Raw genomic sequence first — 19,995 nt, forward strand, 5'->3', positions numbered from 1 at the left:
CTCGACGCCCGCGCGCTCAATGCGCCGCGGGCGGCGATGGTGATCGCGCGCGCCAAAACAAAGCTCAGGAAGAAACATGCACAAGACAACACGGCTGCTGGTGAAAGGCATTTGCATCGGAACGCTGGCCGCAAGCGGCTGGGTCCATGCGCAGATTCAGAGCGGCGGGGCCCGCAAGGTCACCGAGCCAGCGACAACCGCCGAGGGTGTCGCACTGGGCGTGCCGGTTGCCTTGCCGCGCGGTGCGGCAACCTCCACCGGCCTGGCATCCAGAGCCGCTCCCGTCGCGGGCAGCCCGGTCACATTCGCCAGCGGCAAGCCCGCCATCAATTACCGGCCCGAAGACCTGCATGGCGCCAACGACCCCATCCAGCGCGAGGCCAGCCCTTCTGCCAACGCTGCGCGCAGCGCCGCTGCACCCGGCCGGGAATTCGCCCCCGCGCCCGGCACCCTGAGAGCCAACTTGCCGCCCGTGAGCGCGCAAGAGTGGAAGCGCGTCACCGGCAGCAGAACATGGCCGGCCAACCTCAATCAGGGGGTTTCCGCCTCCGGGACGAGCACCACCGGTTCAAAGACCCTCAGCACATCGAGCGGCGATGTCTCGGCGATGCGCATCAGCGGAGACGCCAACGCACTCGGCCCCGCATCCATTGCCGAGCTTGCCAGGTCGCTGCGCAACAACCCCGACCTGATCTACCAGTACGTGCGCAACAACGTCGAGTACTACCCCAACTTCGGCGTGCAGAAGGGCGCGCTGGGTGCGGTGCTCGACAACCAGGGCACGGCACATGACCAGGCAATGCTCATGGTCCAGCTGCTGCGCGCCTCGGGCTACACCGCCAACTACGTGCTCGGCGTTGCCAAGATCACCGGCGCGCAAATGACCGAATGGTGGGGTGTCGACACCTCGAGTGTGTGCGGCGTGCTCGGCCTGCTTGGCCAGACGCAAACCCCGATCTACGAGATCAACGCCACCAGCGGCGGCAGCTGCCCGGGTCTGTCGGCCGCCATGACCGATGTCTCGTTCGATCATGTCTGGGTCAAGGTCAACATCGGCGGCACCGACTACGTCTTCGATCCCAGCTACAAGCCGCATACCTTCAAGACCGGCATCGACCTGGCCAGCGCCAGCACCACCGGCTACAACGCGGCAACCTACCTCAGCTCCGCCCAGAGCGGCGCAACCATCACCGCCGACTACGTGCAGAACATCAACCGCACGAACATCCGCAACAACCTGACCACCTACGCCAACAACCTGGCCAACTACCTGCGTGCCAACAAGCCGGCCGCAACGCTCGACGACGTCATCGGCGGCAAGACCATCGTGCCGTTCTACAACGCCTTGCGGCAGACAGCGCTGCCCTACCAGAACACGGCCTGGTCCTCGCAGGTGGTGGCCGAGCTCCCGAACACCTTGAAACCCACGGTGCGCCTTCAGTACCTGGGCATCGACCAGACCTACACCTCCGACGCCATCTACGGCAAGCGGCTGACCCTCACCTACAACGCGTCGAACCAGCCCGTGCTCAAGCTCGATGGCGTGGCCGTTGGCAGCCCCGGCACCGCGGCCACGCCCGGCAGCTCGACCACCATCAACTTCACGGTCACGCACAACGCCTACGCCGCCACCTTCGCCAACCACAGCTTCAGCCAGCAGTTGAAGGCCGGCGGCACCAACACCTACCTGGTCGCCAACGGCTGGGGCCCCACGGGGCGCGGCCTTGCGGAGAACTACAGAAGAGTGCAGGGCGACCTGCGCGCCTCGGGCGCGGCGGACGCCTCCGAGCCCCTGCTGGGATCGACCCTGGGCGTGATCGGCGCGCAATGGATTGCCCAGAACACCCATGCCGGCTACGTTACCGAACGCCTCGCGGATACCACGCTGGTGCAGCAGCACCAGGTGGGCATCGTGGGCTATGTGACCAATGCCTATGTCGATCTGCCGAGCAACGTGCTGTCGGTGGCCAGCCTCGCGGGCAACGCCGACAAGGAAAGCGCCGCGTTCACCACGTGGGCCATGCACCTGAGCATCCTGGAGTCGACTGCGGTGCAGCAGACCACGGGGGTCTCGGCGGTTTCCACGGTGAAGCTGATGGACATTGCGTCGGCAGCGGGCCAGCGCATCTACAACGCCACGTCGGCCAACTATGCGAGTGCCGTGCAGCCCAATCTGGTGGGATGCAGCGCGCACCTGGGCAACTTCAACAGCTACCTGGCATCGGGCCTGCGACTGATTCTCCCGGCGCGCTGCGACAACGGGGAGGGCAGCTGGCACGGCGCGGGGTACTTCACCGTGGGCTCCGGGCTTTACCTCGGGTCGATCATCAGTGACGGGTTGTCAGGGGGCTATGGCACCGTGCCATTGGCGCCCGTGTTCACGAACTACAACGTCGGCTTCAACATGCCTTCGGCGCCTTCCATCGAGAACTATTCGGGCTCTGCCTATGGCGATCCCATCGACATGGTGGCGGGCAATTTCCTCTACGACCACGAAGACATCAATGTCGGCGTGGGCGGCTTCCCCCAGAGTCTTGCATTCCAGCGCCTGTACAGCTCCGGCATGCGCAACCAGAACGGCTCGGTGGGCAAAGGCTGGACGCATAACTTCAATGCCAATGTAGCCACCAGTTCCGATGGCTTCCAGGCTATGGGCGAAGACTCCGCGCTCGACGCGGTCGGCACCCTGGTGGAACAGAAAGCCTCGTTCGATCTGTTGATGAACCCGGCCCGTCCACTCGCCAATCTGGTGATCGGGGCACTGGGGCAGCGCTGGTTCGGCGACCAGTTGACCGACAACACCGTGATCGTGACCCAGGGCCTCAACGGCGAAGTCTTTGTCAAGCTGCCTGACGGCACCTACAACCCGCCCCCGGGCAAGCCGATCAAGCTGACCAAGAACGCCGATAGCACCTACAGCTACCAGACGCTCAACAAGGCGGTGCTCAAGTTCAATACCGCCGGCAAGGCCGAGAGCTTTACCGATGCGAGCGGCCTGCAGGTCAAGTACGCCTACACAGGCACCGATCTCACGAGCGTGACCAACAGCCTCGGGCGCACGCTGACATTCACCAACACCAGCGGCAAGATCACCCAGGTGGGCGACGGCACCCGCACGGTCAAGTTCGTCTACGACGCCAACTCGAACCTCACCACCTTCACCGACACGCTGAACCAGAACACCACCTATGAGTATGGGGTGCTGCCTGGACAGATGACCAAGCTCTTCTACCCGAGCTTCCCGACGGTGGCGGCTGCGACCAATGTCTACGACACCCTCGGCAGGGTCAAGACGCAGACCAATGCGCGCGGAAAGCTCTACGACTACTACTTTGCCGGCTCCCGCACCGAAGAGATCGGCCCGGGCGGCGTGGCGAGAACCAACTACATCGACGGCTCGGGCAACACCATCCAGTCGAGAACGCCGACCGGCAACTACACGATCAACACCTATGACGGCCATTCACGGCTGCTGACCAAGCTGCTGCCCGAGGGCAACTACACGCAGTACGCCTACGACGACGCAACCTGCGCCAGCGCAGACAAGCGCTGCACCCACAACGTCAAGACCATCACCAGCGTCGGCAAGCCCGGCTCGGGCCTGGCGAACCGGGTCCAGAGCTTCACCTACGAAAGCGCCTTCAACAAGGTGGCCACGGCCACCGATGCGCGCGGCAAGGTCACGAGCTATACGTACACCGCACAAGGGCTGCCGTTGACGGTCACGTCTCCGGTGGACACCGCCGGCGTGGCACCGCAGACCAGCTACACCTATGTGGCCTACACCCCCAGCGGCTTTCCCACCTTCTACCTGCCCGCGACGCAGACGGTGAAGACCACCGCCACCAACTCGGTCATCACGGCCACCACCTACAACACCGCCAACAAGTACGTGCCCGCCACCAGCGTGGCCGACTCCGGCACCGGCACGCTCAACCTCACGTCGACCTTCACCTACGACGCGACCGGCAATCTGACCGTAGCCAACGGCCCACGCACCGATGTCACGGACACCGTCACCACGGCCTACGACAGCGCGCGCCGCGCCATCCAGGTCACCGATGCCGCCGGCAAGCTGACCAAGACCACCTACGACAAGGATGGCCGCCCGACCATCGCGGCCGCGCAGTTCGGCACCCAATGGCTGGTCACCTGCAGCCGCTACAGCGAGACAGGCAAGGTCACGCGCGCCTGGGGTCCGGCCCTGACCGCCGCGGCCACCACCTGCCCGACCGAGGCCGCACCGGTGCCCATCACCGACACCGCCTACGACGACCTGGACCGTGCCTTCCGAATCACGCAGTTCGTGCCGGCCGCCGACGGTGGCAACCGCATCACCGAGACCGTCTACAACGCCGACGACACCGTGCAGATCGTCAAGAAGGCCGTGGGCACCGCGCTGGCGCAGAACTACGCCACCTACACCTACACGCCCAACGGCAGCGTCGACACCAGCAAGGACGCCAAGAACAACCTGACCGTCTACCTGTACGACGGCTTCGACCGGCTGGGCCGCACGCACTACCCGCTGCCGGCCACGCCCAACCTGGCCAACGCGAACGACTACGAAGAGAACACCTACGACGCCAACGGCAACGTCACGGCCATCCGCAAGCGCAGCGCCCAGACCATCACACAGACCTGGGACAACCTCAACCGCCTGACAGCGCGCACCTATCCGGTGGCGGCCGACAACCTGACCTTCGGCTACGACCTGCGCGGCCTGCGCACAGCCGCGCAGTACGCCAACGGCAGTCACACCATCACCTATGCGTGGGACAACGCCGGGCGCCAACTCAGTACGACCGCGGGCGGCAAGACCGTGGCCTACCAGTACGACCCGGCCGGCAACCGCACGCGCATCACTTGGCCGGGCACCTTCTACGTCGCCACCAGCTACGACGCGCTGAACCGTCCCACCGCCCTCACGGAGAACGGCAGCGTCAGCCTGGCCAGCTATGCGTACGACGACCTGAGCCGGCGCACCACGGTCACGCTGGGCAACGGCACCACCGTCCAGCGCACCTACGACAACCAGGGCGCGATGGCCACCTTGAAGAACTTCCTGGCCTCCACGGCGCAGGAGGTGCAATACACCTACGTGCGCAACCAGATCCGCGAGCTCAAGAGCGTGACCTGGAGCAACAACATCTACCAGTGGGCCGGTGCCGCACCCGGCACGCAGAGCTACACGGCCAACGGCCTGAACCAGTACACCGCGGCCGCCGGCGCCACCCTGGGCTACGACACCAACGGCAACCTCACAGGGGACGGGACCTGGACCTACACCTACGACGCCGACAACCGGCTGAAGACCGCCAACAAGACGGGCACGGCCGCGACGCTGGGCTATGACCCCGAAGGCCGCCTGCGCACGACAACGATCAACGGCACGACCCTGGGCTTGCTGTACGACGGCACCAATCTGATAACGGAATACGACGCGGCGGGAACCACGGTGCTGCGCCGCTACGTGCATGGCCCGGGCACGGACGAGCCGATCGTCTGGTACGAAGGGGCGGGCACCACAGCCAAGAACTGGCTCTATGCGGATCACCTGGGCAGCATCGTCGCAACGGCGAACAGCGCAGGCGCGAGCACGGCCACCTACACCTACGGGCCCTTTGGCGAGCCCAATGTGACCACAGGGCTCCGGTTCCGCTACACGGGCCAGCAGCTCATTGGCGAACTGGGTCTGTACTACTACAAGGCGCGGTTCTACTCACCGAAACTGGGCAGGTTCCTGCAGACGGATCCGATTGGGTACAAGGACGATCAGAACCTGTATGCGTATGTGGGGAACAACTCGGCCAATCGAATTGATCCGACTGGGTTGGCATCCTTGGGGGCATGGGCTAATAGCGCGAACTCTCTAGGTCGGCCGGACTGGACTCAAAGCCCCGTGTTTACCGACCAGGGATGGAGCACGGGGGGTTCTGGCTTAAGTAGCGCAAGTACTGCGGGAGACCAAATGGCTTGGATATCCCCGCAGGACATGATCAACAGGACCAGACTTATTCCATTCGAAGGTGGAGGCGGTACTGGAGGCGGAGGTGGAGGCCCACCGCCAGCCAACTACTCTCCTCCAGGGGCCGGCCGCAATGGAGCGCTCAATGAAGCCCAACGAATGAATGGCGTTCCGACCAGTCAGCAACCGAGAGCGGTGGTGCCAAATACCGATCTTCGTGGAAACCCGCAGCCGGGGCGTCAATATATATATGAGGTGCCCGCCCCGGGCGGAGGTACTCAACGGGTAATCATCAGAGATGATGCAGGCGGTCACAATTATGGCCCGGGGAATATTCAAAATAGAGGACCGCACTTCAATGATCCGAGTGGTAGACATTTTGACTATTAAGAACCATGCAATACCGCACTTTTAAAGACGCTGGATGGAATCAAAGCCTGATTGAAAATCTTTCCTCTCAGGGGTGCAGTGGAATCGAAATTTCTGGCCGAGATACGACAGAATTCCGCGCAAAAGAAGCAGCATTTACAGACATCCTCAAAGGCTTCGAAGATACTTTCCAGCATCCAAATTACTGGATCCTTTCAGGACACGAAACAGCGCAACCCAACACTAAAGTGGTTGCATATAAAAAATTCTGGCAATCTACCGGAATTCTTATTTCGGCACAATCGACAGCCACAAGAGAATGGTGCGTTCAAACGGAAAATGGCCCAAAATTTTTCGGAGTGGCAAGCAAAACCCTAGTTACCGACGGGGATTTGTTTCGTCTTTGGGAGTCTCTAAAAACGACCTGGCTAGTTGCTTCTCCGAGTCTCATTGATATTGACTCACTTTCGGAGAGGCTGAGCGCCGGGTGGGATGCCGACCCTATTTCTTGTCCTTCAATATTATTGAAGATGGCGGTCGATTTAGACTCGGTACTGGTGCGGAGTTTTGGTCCAACCGCCGAAAATCAAAGAGGCGTTGTCGCAATAGGAAAAGATACATTAATTGATGCCCTGATAAATTGGAATTCCAATTGACCGGAGCGGTGCGTGGCCCTCTCTTCAGAATTTCTGAATTGCAATAACAAAAGAATCAAAACTTCTCTTGCGGCAATTTCTTTCGCGATGATGGGCGATATCGGTGATCAAGACCCGTGAATAGTCAGAAACAAGTGCAAGAAAAAGATTTTATTTCGAGACCGAATTGTTTTTCTAACATTTCTATAAAAAATCCTCGCAAACAGCGCTCGGTATTGTTTTTTACATAGCTGCCTCTGGATCTTTCGGAAAAAGAGTATTTTGAGCGGCGGGGCGAATGGATTTGGAATGGGATGCAACGCCTGAGATCGGAGCGGGGCTGGACGGCTTTTTTCGATTAGATCAGTTGCCAAAGTAATAAGTGCATGTCCGAGTACATGGAAGTAGAAGGTGAAGCCTTGTCAGAAATTACTATGATGCTCCCGCTGCAAAATGAAAGCTCAAATTCGCTCAAAGTATATCTCGAACCAATGCCTGAGTATTTCATTTTGAAGCCCGGGCAGAAGGTGGAAATTTATGCCATCTTCGACGAGCAAACAAAAAATACAAACTTTACCGTCGCACCGAATGATGATTTTCTGACCGTTTATATGCCGGGAGAAATTTCTGGCTACGTAGATAGTTTTGTGATGTGCAATGGAGTTCACTTGACCCCAGACGGAAATTAATCATCAATCCGCTTGCAACACACGAATAATTTAGATACGATTTCGGAGAATTCACTCAATAACCCGCGACCGCGATTGTTGAAATCGAAAGTATTTTCCCTCAAATTCGTTCAACCCAATAGGAGAGCAAGGTGATGGAATGGGCTCAACTCTCTTGCCCTGATTAGCAGGCGATTACTTTATTCAAAAGGGGGTCGCAACTTTAGCTCAGAGTTGAAGGCTGTGGATCACCATTTGCCGCAACCGGACACGCTTTCATTAACTTTCATTGTGCACTACGGGCAGCTCAGCACTCCTTTTAGAGGGAAAAGTCGTGCCAATTGCCATAATTGAATTTTTTGACTCCAACAATGGAGGCCGAATTACCCCTCCATACTCTGGATTTAGGCCAAAAATTAATGTGGGCGGGATACATACATCCTGTTTTGTTGAAAGCAAGGAAGGCGAGGAAGTATTTAATTTTGGACTCAAGCACAAGGTCTCGCTGAGGTTGATTTTTCCTGAGATTCATACAAAGACCTTTGTCGTTGGAGAGGATGTTGAGCTTTTTGAAGGAAGCAAGTTGGTAGGCAAAGGCGTGATCGTTGACGTCTAGGAGTTCGTCCGATGGGATGCAAATGAGCTGATCGATCTACAGTGGAGCACATTGGAGCTATGCCTCTGAAATAGAGTCATTGACCTAACGCCAAAGAGAATCAGGGAGTCAATTCAGTGCAACGCTATTTTTTACGGAAAGCTTCAGCACGTCGGCCGGCGGCACATCGACTGGCCATCTACGTGCTGGGCGCAACAAGCTGCGGCCTCCTGGCACCCGCATCCGCGCAGGAAAAGACGCCTCGTCTCGAAGATCTGGTCCGCAGCGAAGTCGTCGTCGTGGCCGGACCGGCCGTGTTCGCAGGCGTAGTCACCGCGCCGGGCAAGGTCGCAACCCTTTGCCATCGCCTGGCGGGTGCTGCTTCCTACGAGGTGCAGGCCATCGATGGGCCTCGTTATCCAGCACGCCTTGTCGCTTCGGACCAGGACCGCGACGTGTGCATCCTGCAAGCCGACAACTTGCCCGCGCGCGCCGCGGACATTGCCAACGCACAAAGCTCGGACCAGACGAGGGTGGCGCGCGTGCTGATCAACAAGGATGGCCATTACCGCTTCGGTGACCTGCAGGTCGCCTACCAGGGAAGGGTCGTGGATGGGATTTACCTCGAACTCAAGCCTCCGATTCTCTCGAGCGAATCGTTCGTCGTGCGCGACGGGGCCGGTGTCTACGATTGGCAGGGCCGCTTGGTCGGCATGGCTTCGGTGGACACGTCGGGGCCGTCCTCGCTGACCATGGCGCTGCCGGTGGAGTGGATCGCGCACGTCGATGCAAGGATGCCCCCGCCCGAACTGCCGCTGACGGCCACTGCCTGGATGAACCAGGCGCGCGCGCTCGAAGCCCGCGGCAACAGGGACGGCCTCTTGCGGAACAACCTGCGCTGGACCGAAGACCGTCCGCAAAGTGCCTGGGCCTGGAACAACCTGGGCAACGCATACATGTTCAGCAGGGAAGCGGACAAGCTCCCCCGGGGCATGGCGGCGTACCAGCGCGCGGTGGAGCTCGATCCACGGCTGGCAGCGGCATGGAGCAACCTCGGTAACGCCTATGTGGAAACCCGCGACGTCCCGCGCGCGATCGATGCCTACCGCAATGCCACCCGCATCGATCCCGCCTACAGCCTCGCATGGAAGAACCTGGCCAACCTGTACATCAAGACAGACCAGCGTTCGGAGGCCATCTCCACGCTGAAGCTGGCCGCCAGCGCCGGCAAGGGCCAAAGCCGGGCACAGGCGCTCAATGACCTTGCACTGATGCAGACCGATCCGCGGGAGGCCGCGGAAACGCTTCGCCAGGCAGTGGCCGAAACGCCCGGCGATCCGCTCCTCTGGAACAGCCTGGGTGCCACATGGCAGAAAGCCGGCGATCTGGACAAGGCGATCCGGGCCTATGAAGTGGCCGTGCAGGCGGGGCCGCGCTTTCTTGCTCCGTGGGTCAATCTGGGCAATGCCTATGCGCATGCGAGGCAGCCGGCGCCGGCCTTGCAGGCATTCCGCATGGCAACGGCCATCGACCCCAAGTATGGATTGGCGTGGAAGTGGCAGGGCGTTCTGCTTGCCGGGCATGAACGGGACTACAAGCGCGCCATCGCCGCATTCATCGAGGCGTCGAAGAATGGCGAGAACGGCGCGGACCTTTGGAGCGAGCTCGGTGCGTCCTACCAGCAGGACGGGCAGTTGGACAAGGCGCAAGAAGCCTACGGCAAGGCCATCGAACGCGAGCCGAAGGCAGCGCTTCACCGCGCGCGCCTGAGTTGGCTCTATCTCGCACAGAGGCGATTGGCCGATGCCTCGCAAGCTGCGGAGGAGGCGGTCAGGCTGGGTCCGCTCGAAGCCATACCCTGGGATACCTTGGGCTCCGTGAGGACTCACCAGGGCCAGTGGCCACAGGCTGTTGCAGCGCACCGAAGGGCGACCGAGCTCGACCCCAGGATGACCAGCGCGTGGATCAACCTAGGGACCGCCCTGAACGAAGCCGGGCAGTTCGCAGAAGCCAAGGAAGCCTCGACGCAGGCCTTGCGCCTTGAGCCGGGCAACCGTGCGGCACAGACCACGCTCGGCGTGTCCTATATCCGCAGCAAGGAATTTGCCCCCGCAGTGGACCTGTTCGAGAAGCTGAACCGCGAGAACCCCAACGATGCGCTGGTCCTGGCCAACCTGACGTCGGTCTATCGGCGCACCGGAAAAACGGAGGAAGCGCTGAACGCGCACGCCCGCTTGCAGAAGCTGGACGTCGGACTCGCTCAACGCGTCTATGACCTGGAACTCAAGGCGCTGCCATGACAAAGCCGTTTTGGACAACCTTGACTTTTAACTCAGACCTTTCGGCTCCCGCTCTATGAACAATTGCAGGTGGAGAAAACGCCGAAGCCGAGGTTTCACCTTGCTGGAACTCCTCGTCGTGCTGGTCATCATCGGCCTTCTCGTCGGCATCGTCGGCCCGCGCCTCTTCGGCAACGTCAGCAAATCTGAAATCACCACAGCCAGGGCCCAGATCGACGTCTTGAGCAAGGCACTGGATCAGTTCCGGCTGGACGTGGGGCGCTATCCCAGCAGCCAGGAAGGATTGGCGGTCTTGTTTGCGCCGGTTCCTGGCGAGGTCCGTTGGCGCGGCCCCTACCTCCGCAAAGACGTTCCCTCGGATCCCTGGGGCCAGCCCTACCAATACAAGTACCCCGGCAACAAGCAGACCGACGACTTCGACCTCTACTCCTTCGGCCCGGACAAGGCCCCCGGCGGCAGCGGCGACAACGCGGACATCGGGCGCTGAGGCGGCAGGCATTGCATGGCAACCTTCAAGGTGCGCGGACTGACCGCCCAGGGCGAATTGCAGCTGCGCCTGGTCACGGCCGGCAGCCGCATCGAGGCCGAGCAATCGGCCCGCCAGGGCGGCTTGATGCGTGTGCTCGACGTACAGGGGGAAGGCTTCCGCTTGTCGTTGGCCTCGCAGAGAAGCGGCTTTGATCTTTCCCTGTTCGCCCATGAACTTGTCGCCCTGCTGGGGGCCGGCCTGTCGCTGATCGAAACCCTGGAGACCCTGGCGGAGCGCCAGGAGCATGCGGCGGCACGCGCCGGCTCGGTGCTGAACGACCTGGTGCGCCACATGCAGGAAGGGCAGTCCTTCTCGAGCGCACTCAAGAGCTTTCCGGCCATCTTTCCTGAGCTCTTCATTGCCTCCATTGCGGCCAGCGAGCACACCGGCGAGATGGTGCCGGCCTTGCAGCGCTATCTGCGCTACCACGAGCAGCTGGGCATCATCCGGCAGAAGATCATCAGCGCCTCGCTCTATCCGGCCATGCTCTGCGCAGTGGGCTCGGCCGTCGCCCTGTTCCTGCTGTGCTTTCTGGTGCCGCGCTTCAGCCACGTTTATGAAGGCATGGAGGACAAGCTTCCGCTGGCCTCGCGCTGGCTCATGCATTGGGGCACTTTTGCCAGCGAGCACTGGGTGCTGATCGCCGGGCTCCTCATCGCCCTGGCCGTTGCCTTGCCCATCATGCTGGCCCGCCCAGGCGCGCGCGCCTGGATGGGCGCGGCCCTGCAGAGCAACCGATGGCTCGGCGGGCGCATCAAGCTGATGCAGCTGTCGCGTTTCTACCGTTCGCTCGGCCTCTTGCTGGGCGGCGGCATCCCCGTGATCAAGGCCATGCACATGGCGCAGGGGCTGTTGCCGTTGCGGCTGCAAGCTGCGGCCCTGTCCGCCACGCTGGAAGTCACCCAGGGCCGCAGCCTCAGCGACAGCCTTCACACGGTGGCGTTGACCACACCGGTTGCGCTGCGCTTGCTTCGAGCGGGAGAGCGCAATGGCCAGATGGCTGAAATGCTCGAACAGGCCGCCGCCTTTCACGACAAGGAAATCGCGCACTGGATCGATCGCTTCGCGCGCCTTTTCGAACCCGTGCTGATGCTTGTCATCGGGCTGGCGATCGGCGGCATCGTGATCCTGCTGTACCTGCCGATCTTCGAACTGGCGGGGAGCCTGGGATGAACGCCATCGTCCAACCCCCGGCCGACTGGCTGACGCCAACCCTGCTGAATGATGCCGCGGCCGCGGCATCGGCCGAAGGAGAGTCCGTGCTGGTGTCGCTCCAGCGCTTGAGCTCGCGTTCCCCGGAAGAGGTACTGGATGCCGTGGGGCGCCATGCCGGCCTGCCGGTGGTTTCGCTGCCAGAGCTGGAGGCGATGACACCGGATTTCTCGCTGGTGAGCTACGGGGAGTGCCTGGAGCGCGAATGCCTCCAGATGACCGATGCGCAGGGCGTGCGCCACTTCGTGAGCGGGAACCCGCTCGACAGTGCGCTCTACACCTGGGCCACGCACCGGATCCCGGGTTACTTCCGGCTCGCGTTCTCCCACCCGCTCGAGCTCAAGGCCATGCTGTCGCGCCTGGAGGCGCACCAGCAGGCGATCTCCCAGGTCATTCGCCTCGAGCAAGGCGCCATCTCCCGAGGGAACGGGGCCGAGAGCGAAGAGATTTCGCTGCGCTCGATTGCCCGCGACGAAAGCCAGGTGGTCCGGCTCGTCAACTCGACGCTCTACGACGCGCACAAGAGCGGCGCCAGCGACATCCACTTCGAGAACACGCCGCTGGGCTTGGTCATCAAGTACCGCATCGACGGCGTGCTGGGCGCAGCGCGGCAGCTGCCCGACGTCAGCCTGGCCGAGCAGGTGATCTCCCGCCTGAAGGTGATGGCGGAGCTCGACATCGGCGAGAAACGCATTCCCCAGGATGGCCGCTTCGCCGTGAACATTGCCGGACGTGAGATCGATTTCCGTGTGTCGGTGATGCCCGGCCTCTTCGGCGAAGACGCCGTGCTGCGGATTCTCGACAAGCAATCGCTGACCGCCGAGCTGGCGCAGCTGAGCCTCGATCTGCTGGGCATCGAAGCCAGCGCGCAGCAGACCATTCGCAGGCTGGCGAGCCAGCCCTACGGCATGTTGCTGGTCACGGGCCCCACCGGCTCGGGCAAGACCACGACGCTCTACGCCACGCTCAGCGAAATCAACCACGGCGACGACAAGATCATCACGATCGAGGACCCGGTGGAGTACCAGTTGCCGGGCGTGCTCCAGATCCCGGTCAACGAGCGCAAGGGGCTCACCTTCGCCAAGGGCTTGCGCTCGATCTTGCGTCATGACCCCGACCGCATCCTCGTGGGCGAGATCCGCGACCGGGAAACCGCCGAGATCGCGGTGCAGGCGGCGCTCACGGGGCACCTGGTCTTCACGACCGTGCATGCCAACAACGTCTTCGACGTGCTGAGCCGCTTCCGGCACATGGGTGTCGACGCCTACAGCTTCGTCACAGCATTGAACGGTGTCGTTGCGCAGCGGCTGGTGCGCCTGAATTGCTCGCACTGCCTCGAAGCCTATGAGCCCGGCGACGAGTTGCTGCAGGCGTCCGGCATCGCGCGCCAGGTGCTTGCGGGGCATCTGCTGCAACGGGGCAGGGGCTGCGCCCATTGCCGCGGCACTGGCTACAAGGGGCGCCGTGCCTTGACCGAGGTTCTGGTACTGAACGACGAACTGAGGGAACTGATCCTTCAGCAGGCACCTATCGCCCGCCTCAAGGAGGTGGCACGGGTCCACGGAATGGCCTCGATGCGGCAGGAGGCACTGGAGGCCGTCAAGCAGGGGCAGACCACCTTGCAGGAGATCAATCGTGTCACGTTCGTGGAGTAGTGCGTGGAGCGCTCGCCGCCGGTACAGGGTGCATCTGGCCGCCGACGCGCTGATGGCCTGCGAGGTTCAGGTACAGCGCGGCACGCGCCGTGTCGTCCGCAAGGAACGGTTCGCCTTTGCCGCCGGTGAGCGGGCAGCCGCCCTGCAGTCGCTACGTGAATGGATGGGCGCGGGCGGATGGCGCGCGTCGCAGGAATGGGTGCTGGGGGTATCCGACGCCCGCTACCTGCTTCTCCAATGGACGCCCGACCTGGCCGACAGGAAGCTGCGGGAGGCATTTGCCGCGGCCCTGTTCGAGCAGCAGTTCAAGCAAGACCCTGGCGCCTACGCCATGCGCTTCGCCAAGAGCGCTTATGGCCGCGCGCAGCTGGTCGCGTTCGTTTCCAACGAGCTGCTCGCAGAGCTCGCGGTGCATGCGCAAACGTCGGCGATCCGTCTGGCAAGCGTGGCTCCCAGCGTTTCGGCGGTCTGGGACCGATTCCGTTCCGTGCTCGAGAAGGAAAGCGGCGCACTGTGCGTGATCGACGGCGACCGGCAAGTCGTGCTTCATCACGCGCAAGGCGATGTAGAGGCAGTGGCACTGCGGCCCTTCGATGCAGCGCGCATCGAGGCGGTGCCCGCGATGCGCGCAGGCGAGGACCGGTGGCGGCTTTTCTCGTCCACCTCGATGCGGGGCGGCGCGGGCGGCGGCCTTTCGCTTGCAGATGGCGAGGGTTTCCTCACAGCCCGGGACACGGCCTACGCCTTTGCCCTGTGCGGGGTGTTCTGATGGAGATGAAACTGGAATTCGCATCGAGGTCGCCTTGGCGAAAGACCACCGTGGTGCTTCTCGTGATCGGCGCGGCTTGCAGCGGCTATGCGCTGGCAACGCGCCATAAGCTGCTCGAACGCCGGGAGGCCCTCGTGGCGCAGTTCGACACACAGCAGCGAGCGAGCGATAGGACACGGCCGGTGCGACAGTCACCGGTCCGCAGAGAAGCCGTGGACGAGACGGAGCGATTGGTGTCCGGCCTGCAGCGCCCGTGGGAGCCGATGCTGAATGCGCTGCAAGCCTCGGTGAGGGATGACGTGGTGGTCAACCGCGTGCAGCCGGAAACCGATGCGTTCCGGCTGCGCATATCCGGCCAGGCGGACAGCAGCCAGGCCTTCGTCGAGTTCGTGCAGCGCTTGCGCGGCGATGCCTCTTGGCGCGCCGTGGAGCCGTTGTCCGAGGCAAAGCAGGCGGACAACGCGGTTCCCGGCGGCAAGCCGGTGGCGTTCCAACTGGCGGCCGAATGGAATCGGCCATGACCGTCCGCGGGATTCGCTTCGACGAGTTCATCGCGCGCTTGCGCTGGGGTGCGCGCCTCGCGTGGGAAGAAATCGCCTGGCCTGAATTCCTTGCGGTCGCCGTCCTGGTTCTGGGCGTTGGCGTCGAGTTCTGGGTGAACAAGCCGTTGCGCCAGGAGCTGCGCGAACTCCGCGCTTACACGGCAATGGCAACGGTGGATTCCCCGGCGGAACTGGCGGTGGCTCCGGAGCGGGGAGGCGCAGACCTGGTCGCAGGGTTCATGGCCTTTCTCCCGGCGACGGAAATGCGGGAGCAGCAGATGCAGACGCTGCACAGCCTGGCAAGCGAAAGCGGTGTCGCGCTCTCCCGCGTGGAGTACGGACACGGCAGGCTGGAACATCTGCCCGGCCAGCGGATGACGATGCAGCTTTCCGTGTCCGCCGAGTACGGGCCATATCGGAAGTTTCTGCACAACCTGCTGCTCGGCATGCCCAACCTGGGCATCGATCGCGTGACGATGGAAAGAACGCCCGGGCCAGGGGACAGGCTCAACATCCGTCTGGAGACCAGTCTCTATTACCGAGTGGCGGACCCAGGGAGCGCGCGATGAAGGCGCTGTCTTTGTCCAAGCCGTTGCAGGCCGCCTTGCTGTTGACGGCCGCATTGACGGCGATTGCCTTGCTGAAACCCGACGCGCTGGACACTCCGGCCGCGCCCCCATCGCAGGTGCATGCCTCGCAGGATCGAACGAGCACCTCGCCAGGTTCAGGAGCACCCTGGATGCGCCCGGCGGGCGAGGAATGGCGGCCCTCGGACGCCGAACAGCGGCGTGCGGCCGAAGCGGCAGTCGCTGCGGCTGCTCCCGTGGTGCCTCTGGCGCCGCCCATACCGCCTCCAAAGCCCACGGCACCCGACCCCGGGCTGACCTACCTCGGCCGCATCGACCAGGACGGGCGCAGCTACGTCTTCCTGGGCAAAGGGGCTGATCCGCAGGTGGTCGAGATCGGCAGCCTGGTCGATCCGCAGTGGAGAGTCGAAAAGGCCAGCGCCACGCAGATCGAGCTTCGCTACCTTCCCCTGAATGAGATTCGCATGATCCCTGTGACTGCGGCGCAATGAAAAAGAACATGTCGGCTCCCTTCGTATCGCCCAGGCTGTTTGTGCTCCCGCTGCTGATCGGGCTCCTGTCGGGATGCGCCGCCTACCTGGAGGAGCGGCGCGCCGACCAGCTTCTGGCCGAAGGCAACAACGATGCCGCGCTGGTCATGCTGGGCCAACTGGCGAAGACCGACCCGACCGGGTACCGCTTGAAATACCTCCAGGTCCGAGATGGCGTCTTGCGCGACATGCTGCAGAAAGCGCGCCGCCTTGCCGCGGAGAGAAAGAGCGCGGGTGCTGAAGAGGGGTACCGGGCGATGCTCCGCATCGATCCTCAGAACGAGGCGGCGCTCGCCGGCCTGGCCGCACTCGAGCGCGATACCCGTGAATCGCAACAGATGGGCCAGGCGAGTGCGGCCCTCAGGAATGGCGATTCCGCGGCGGCGATGCGCTCCCTCCGATCCGTCTTGTCCGAGAACTCGTCGCAGCCCGAGGCGCAAAGGCTGCTCCAAGGCATCGAGCTGGAGAGGAACCGCGGCCTCACCGCCGATCCCGTGCTGTCCGAGGCCCTCAAGAAGCCCGTGACCCTGGAGCTCAGGGATGTCGGCATCCAGATGGTGCTCGAGATCCTGTCGCGCACGTCGGGCGTCAACTTTGTGGTCGACAAGGACGTGAAGAGCGACATCAAGACCACGATCTTCGCGAAGAACACCTCGGTGGAAGACGCACTGAACCTCGTGCTGCGCACCAGCCAGCTCAACAAGAAGATCCTCAACGAGTCGACCCTGCTGATCTACGCCGACACCGACGAAAAGAAGAGGCGCTATGAAGACTTGGTGATGCGCACGTTCTACCTGAAGAACGCCGACCCCAAGAAGATGCAGGAGATGGTGAAGACGCTGATCAATCCGAAGTCGCTCTATGTAGACGACCGGTTCAAGATGATGGTGGTGCGCGACAACCTCGACGTCATCGCGGCCATCGAGCGCCTCGTGGCCACTTATGACATTGCCGATCCCGAGGTGCTGCTGGAAGTGGAGATCCTGGAGGTCAACTCCAATGGCCTGCTCAACGCGGGCGTTCAGTATCCGGACCGGCTGGGCGTCAGCGTTTTTGGCAAGGCCGGGCTGGCGGGGCAGCTGACGGTCAATGAAATCAGAAACCTCAACCGCGACAATTTCCAGCTGTTCCTGCCTGATCCGTTGCTGGTACTCAACCTCAAGCAGACCAGCAGCGATGCGAAAACGCTCGCGAACCCTCGGATCCGCGTCACCAACCGGCAGAAGGCCAAGGTCCTGATCGGCGACAAGGTGCCCGTGATCACCACCACGATCAACCAGACCTCCAGCGCGTCGACGGAGTCGATCAGCTACCTTGACGTGGGCCTGAAGCTCGAGGTGGTGCCGGAGATCCACGTGAACAGCGAGGTGACGATTGCGATCGACCTCGAGGTGAGCAATGTCGTCAAGGAAATCCGCTCGACCACCGGACTGCTGGCCTATCAGATCGGCACGCGCAATGCGAGCACGATGCTGCGCCTGCGCGATGGCGAAACCCAGGTGCTGGCAGGTCTCTTGAAGGACGAGCAGAACAACAATTCGGCGGGCATTCCCGGCCTTGGAACGGTGCCGGGTGTGGGCCGGCTGTTCTCGAACCAGACCAACACCAATGGCCGCTCGGAAATCGTCCTGCTGATCACGCCGCGCATCGTGCGGGCCATGCCGACGCCGCCGGCCCATGTCGTCGAATTCCCGTCCGGCACGGCGGACAACGCCTCCGTCAGGCCCATGCGGCTGACGCCCACTGGCCAATACAGTGGCAGTGACACGCAGTTGACGCAGGGCTCCGGCCTGTCCGGAATGCCTGGGGGAATCCCGGCGATTCCTGCCGTGGATTTGCGTGTTCCCGACCGCGTGCAATTGGGCGTCGATTTCAATGTCACGGTCAACCATGACGCGCCCTACGAATCGATCGAATTCGACCTGGTTCTGGACCAGCCGGGCGTCGAGCTGGCGCGGCCTGCCAAGGAAGCGGAGGGTGCCCAGGTGCAAACGGCGCAAGCCGGCCAGATCATCCACGTGAGCGGAGGAAAGCGAACACAGCCAGGCGCGGTGGTTGCCGTGATTACGATGAAGGCAGCCAGAATGCCAGCGTCGCCCGTCAGCATTTCCGTGCAGAACCTTCGGGTGAAGGGGGCGGACGGCGCCGATCTCCCTGCCGCAGTCACTTTGCCCAAGCAGTTCACGGTGCATCGATGAACGCGGCCCGCGGATTCACGCTGATCGAAATGATGGTCACCGTGGTGCTGGTGGGCATCCTGGCGTCCGTTGTGGTGCCGCTCACCGAGATGTCGATCCAGCGGGGAAAGGAGCAGGAGCTGCGCATCGCGCTGCGCGAAGTGCGCAGTGCCATCGACGCGTACAAGCGTGCGGGAGACGAGGGGCGCATCTACCGCTCGGCAACGACCACGGGCTATCCGGAAACGCTCGATGTGCTCGTTCAGGGAACGCCCGACCTCAAGGACCCGGGGCACCGGAAGATCTTCTTCCTGCGCCGCGTACCGCGCGATCCCATGAACGCGGACATGAAGCTGGCGCCGGCCGCCACCTGGGGCAAACGCGCGTATTCAAGCGAGGCCGATCGCCCCAAGGAAGGCGAGGACGTGTACGACATCTATTCGCTCAGCAGGCGAGCGGGCCTGAACGGCGTGCCGTACACGCAATGGTGAGCATGGTGAACAACAGAAGCCGCGGCTTCACGCTGATCGAGTTGCTGGTGGTGATGGCCATTGTTTCAGCGTTGCTCAGCATCGTGGTGCCGCGCTACATGCACAAGGTCGACGTTGCGAAGGAGGCGGCGCTCAAGGAGAACCTGGTCGCGCTTCGCGTCGCGCTCGACCAGCACTACAGCGACAAAGGCGCTTACCCCGAGAAGCTCGCCGACCTGGTCGCCCAGCGCTATTTGAGAGCGCTCCCGCTGGATCCGGTGACCGAGCGCCGGGATTCCTGGGTTCCTTCCATCCGCGAGGAAGAGGGCGGCAAGAAGGTTGTTCACGACGTGCACAGCGGCGCCGCCGGAACTGCGTTGGATGGCACAGCGTTCAAGTCCTGGTAGCCGCGCCGGCCCGCGGCACCGGCGGCGCCGTCAGCAAGGGGTGGGCTACCTCTTCATGCTGCTGGCGGTGTTCTTGTTGTCGCTGGGCGTTGGCAAGGCGATGGATGTCTATTCGGCGAGTGCGCAAAGAGAGCGCGAGGCCGAACTCGTGCATGTGGCCTCTCTGTACCGCGAGGCCATCAAGGACTACTACCTGAGCGCACCCAGCGGGCAGCGTCGCTATCCCGTGCAGCTCGAAGACCTCCTGAAGGATTCACGGCACCTGGTGACGCGCCGCTATCTGCGGCAGCTCTATCGGGACCCGATGACCGCCAAGGCGTTTACGCCGCTCCTGGCGCCCCAGGGCGGCATCTGGGGCGTGGCGAGCACTTCCTCGGGCCAGCCAATCCGCTCGGTGGTGCCGGCCGGCATTACCTTGAAGCAGTCACCGGCGCAGCATTATTCGGACTGGCAGTTTGTCTACGATGGGACTTGAAATGCAGGGGCGTGGCCAGTCGCGGCAAGGAAGCGCAGCTCAAAGGCGCGGCCGGATTCCAGGCCGTGTTACGTGGTACGCGATCCCCCACGTAACGTAGCAACAGC

General features: G+C 62.6%; 16 protein-coding genes. All 16 read left to right on the plus strand.

Annotated features, from left to right (window positions below; translation table 11 throughout):
- The first annotated feature begins 76 nt into the window (after positions 1–76).
- The gene (locus EJO66_RS26315) at positions 77–6,358 is read left to right on the plus strand and encodes an RHS repeat-associated core domain-containing protein (protein ID WP_125966591.1); all 6,282 of its coding nucleotides are present in this window, start codon (positions 77–79) and stop codon (positions 6,356–6,358) included.
- A gap of 5 nt (positions 6,359–6,363) precedes the next feature.
- Complete coding sequence (locus tag EJO66_RS26320; protein WP_124961687.1) at positions 6,364–6,993, plus strand: hypothetical protein; 630 nt, start codon at positions 6,364–6,366, stop codon at positions 6,991–6,993.
- Positions 6,994–7,358: 365 nt separating this feature from the next.
- Complete coding sequence (locus EJO66_RS26325; protein WP_124961686.1) at positions 7,359–7,661, plus strand: hypothetical protein; 303 nt, start codon at positions 7,359–7,361, stop codon at positions 7,659–7,661.
- 313 nt (positions 7,662–7,974) lie between these two features.
- Positions 7,975–8,256, plus strand: a complete 282-nt coding sequence (locus EJO66_RS26330) for a hypothetical protein (protein ID WP_125966592.1) — start codon at positions 7,975–7,977, stop codon at positions 8,254–8,256.
- 116 nt (positions 8,257–8,372) lie between these two features.
- Positions 8,373–10,535, plus strand: a complete 2,163-nt coding sequence (locus EJO66_RS26335) for a serine protease (RefSeq protein WP_124961684.1) — start codon at positions 8,373–8,375, stop codon at positions 10,533–10,535.
- A 55-nt stretch (positions 10,536–10,590) separates the two neighbouring features.
- Positions 10,591–11,022, plus strand: coding sequence for a type II secretion system major pseudopilin GspG (gspG, locus tag EJO66_RS26340; RefSeq protein ID WP_124961683.1), 432 nt, complete (start codon positions 10,591–10,593; stop codon positions 11,020–11,022).
- A 15-nt stretch (positions 11,023–11,037) separates the two neighbouring features.
- Positions 11,038–12,237: a type II secretion system F family protein gene (locus EJO66_RS26345; protein WP_124961682.1), complete on the plus strand. Its 1,200-nt coding sequence runs from the start codon at positions 11,038–11,040 to the stop codon at positions 12,235–12,237.
- Positions 12,234–13,931 carry a GspE/PulE family protein gene (locus EJO66_RS26350; RefSeq protein WP_124961681.1) on the plus strand — a complete coding sequence of 566 codons (1,698 nt, stop codon included), beginning with the start codon at positions 12,234–12,236 and terminating at the stop codon, positions 13,929–13,931. The genes EJO66_RS26345 and EJO66_RS26350 overlap by 4 nt, the downstream gene beginning before the upstream one ends.
- Before the next feature lie 28 nt (positions 13,932–13,959).
- Complete coding sequence (locus EJO66_RS32675; RefSeq protein ID WP_164547916.1) at positions 13,960–14,700, plus strand: hypothetical protein; 741 nt, start codon at positions 13,960–13,962, stop codon at positions 14,698–14,700.
- A gap of 5 nt (positions 14,701–14,705) precedes the next feature.
- Positions 14,706–15,221: a PilN domain-containing protein gene (locus EJO66_RS32680; protein WP_164547917.1), complete on the plus strand. Its 516-nt coding sequence runs from the start codon at positions 14,706–14,708 to the stop codon at positions 15,219–15,221.
- Positions 15,218–15,811: a hypothetical protein gene (locus tag EJO66_RS26360; RefSeq protein WP_125966593.1), complete on the plus strand. Its 594-nt coding sequence runs from the start codon at positions 15,218–15,220 to the stop codon at positions 15,809–15,811. Before EJO66_RS32680 ends, EJO66_RS26360 begins: the two co-directional genes overlap by 4 nt.
- Positions 15,808–16,320: a hypothetical protein gene (locus EJO66_RS26365; RefSeq protein ID WP_124961678.1), complete on the plus strand. Its 513-nt coding sequence runs from the start codon at positions 15,808–15,810 to the stop codon at positions 16,318–16,320. Before EJO66_RS26360 ends, EJO66_RS26365 begins: the two co-directional genes overlap by 4 nt.
- On the plus strand, positions 16,317–18,557 hold the full coding sequence (locus tag EJO66_RS26370; RefSeq protein WP_124961677.1) for a type IV pilus secretin PilQ: 2,241 nt from the start codon (positions 16,317–16,319) through the stop codon (positions 18,555–18,557). Before EJO66_RS26365 ends, EJO66_RS26370 begins: the two co-directional genes overlap by 4 nt.
- Positions 18,554–19,027 (plus strand): type II secretion system protein, encoded by a 474-nt coding sequence (locus EJO66_RS26375; RefSeq protein WP_125966594.1) that lies wholly within the window; start codon positions 18,554–18,556, stop codon positions 19,025–19,027. Before EJO66_RS26370 ends, EJO66_RS26375 begins: the two co-directional genes overlap by 4 nt.
- A gap of 2 nt (positions 19,028–19,029) precedes the next feature.
- Positions 19,030–19,413, plus strand: a complete 384-nt coding sequence (locus EJO66_RS26380; protein WP_125966595.1) for a type II secretion system protein — start codon at positions 19,030–19,032, stop codon at positions 19,411–19,413.
- On the plus strand, positions 19,388–19,888 hold the full coding sequence (locus EJO66_RS26385; RefSeq protein ID WP_125966596.1) for a type II secretion system protein: 501 nt from the start codon (positions 19,388–19,390) through the stop codon (positions 19,886–19,888). The genes EJO66_RS26380 and EJO66_RS26385 overlap by 26 nt, the downstream gene beginning before the upstream one ends.
- The last annotated feature ends 107 nt before the right edge of the window (positions 19,889–19,995 follow it).

Origin of the sequence: Variovorax beijingensis (assembly GCF_003951285.1) — a bacterium.
Classification (GTDB): domain Bacteria; phylum Pseudomonadota; class Gammaproteobacteria; order Burkholderiales; family Burkholderiaceae_C; genus Variovorax; species Variovorax beijingensis.

Excerpts from the sequence above, each read along its gene's own strand:
- EJO66_RS26360 (WP_125966593.1), top strand. The coding sequence starts at position 15,218 with ATGACCGTCCGCGGGATTCGCTTCGACGAGTTCATCGCGCGCTTGCGC.
- EJO66_RS26385 (WP_125966596.1), top strand. The coding sequence starts at position 19,388 with ATGGCACAGCGTTCAAGTCCTGGTAGCCGCGCCGGCCCGCGGCACCGG.
- EJO66_RS26350 (WP_124961681.1), top strand. The coding sequence starts at position 12,234 with ATGAACGCCATCGTCCAACCCCCGGCCGACTGGCTGACGCCAACCCTG.
- EJO66_RS26380 (WP_125966595.1), top strand. The coding sequence starts at position 19,030 with ATGGTGAACAACAGAAGCCGCGGCTTCACGCTGATCGAGTTGCTGGTG.
- EJO66_RS26365 (WP_124961678.1), top strand. The coding sequence starts at position 15,808 with ATGAAGGCGCTGTCTTTGTCCAAGCCGTTGCAGGCCGCCTTGCTGTTG.
- EJO66_RS26375 (WP_125966594.1), top strand. The coding sequence starts at position 18,554 with ATGAACGCGGCCCGCGGATTCACGCTGATCGAAATGATGGTCACCGTG.
- gspG (WP_124961683.1), top strand. The coding sequence starts at position 10,591 with ATGAACAATTGCAGGTGGAGAAAACGCCGAAGCCGAGGTTTCACCTTG.
- EJO66_RS32680 (WP_164547917.1), top strand. The coding sequence starts at position 14,706 with ATGAAACTGGAATTCGCATCGAGGTCGCCTTGGCGAAAGACCACCGTG.
- EJO66_RS26345 (WP_124961682.1), top strand. The coding sequence starts at position 11,038 with ATGGCAACCTTCAAGGTGCGCGGACTGACCGCCCAGGGCGAATTGCAG.
- EJO66_RS26320 (WP_124961687.1), top strand. The coding sequence starts at position 6,364 with ATGCAATACCGCACTTTTAAAGACGCTGGATGGAATCAAAGCCTGATT.
- EJO66_RS26325 (WP_124961686.1), top strand. The coding sequence starts at position 7,359 with ATGTCCGAGTACATGGAAGTAGAAGGTGAAGCCTTGTCAGAAATTACT.
- EJO66_RS26315 (WP_125966591.1), top strand. The coding sequence starts at position 77 with ATGCACAAGACAACACGGCTGCTGGTGAAAGGCATTTGCATCGGAACG.
- EJO66_RS26370 (WP_124961677.1), top strand. The coding sequence starts at position 16,317 with ATGAAAAAGAACATGTCGGCTCCCTTCGTATCGCCCAGGCTGTTTGTG.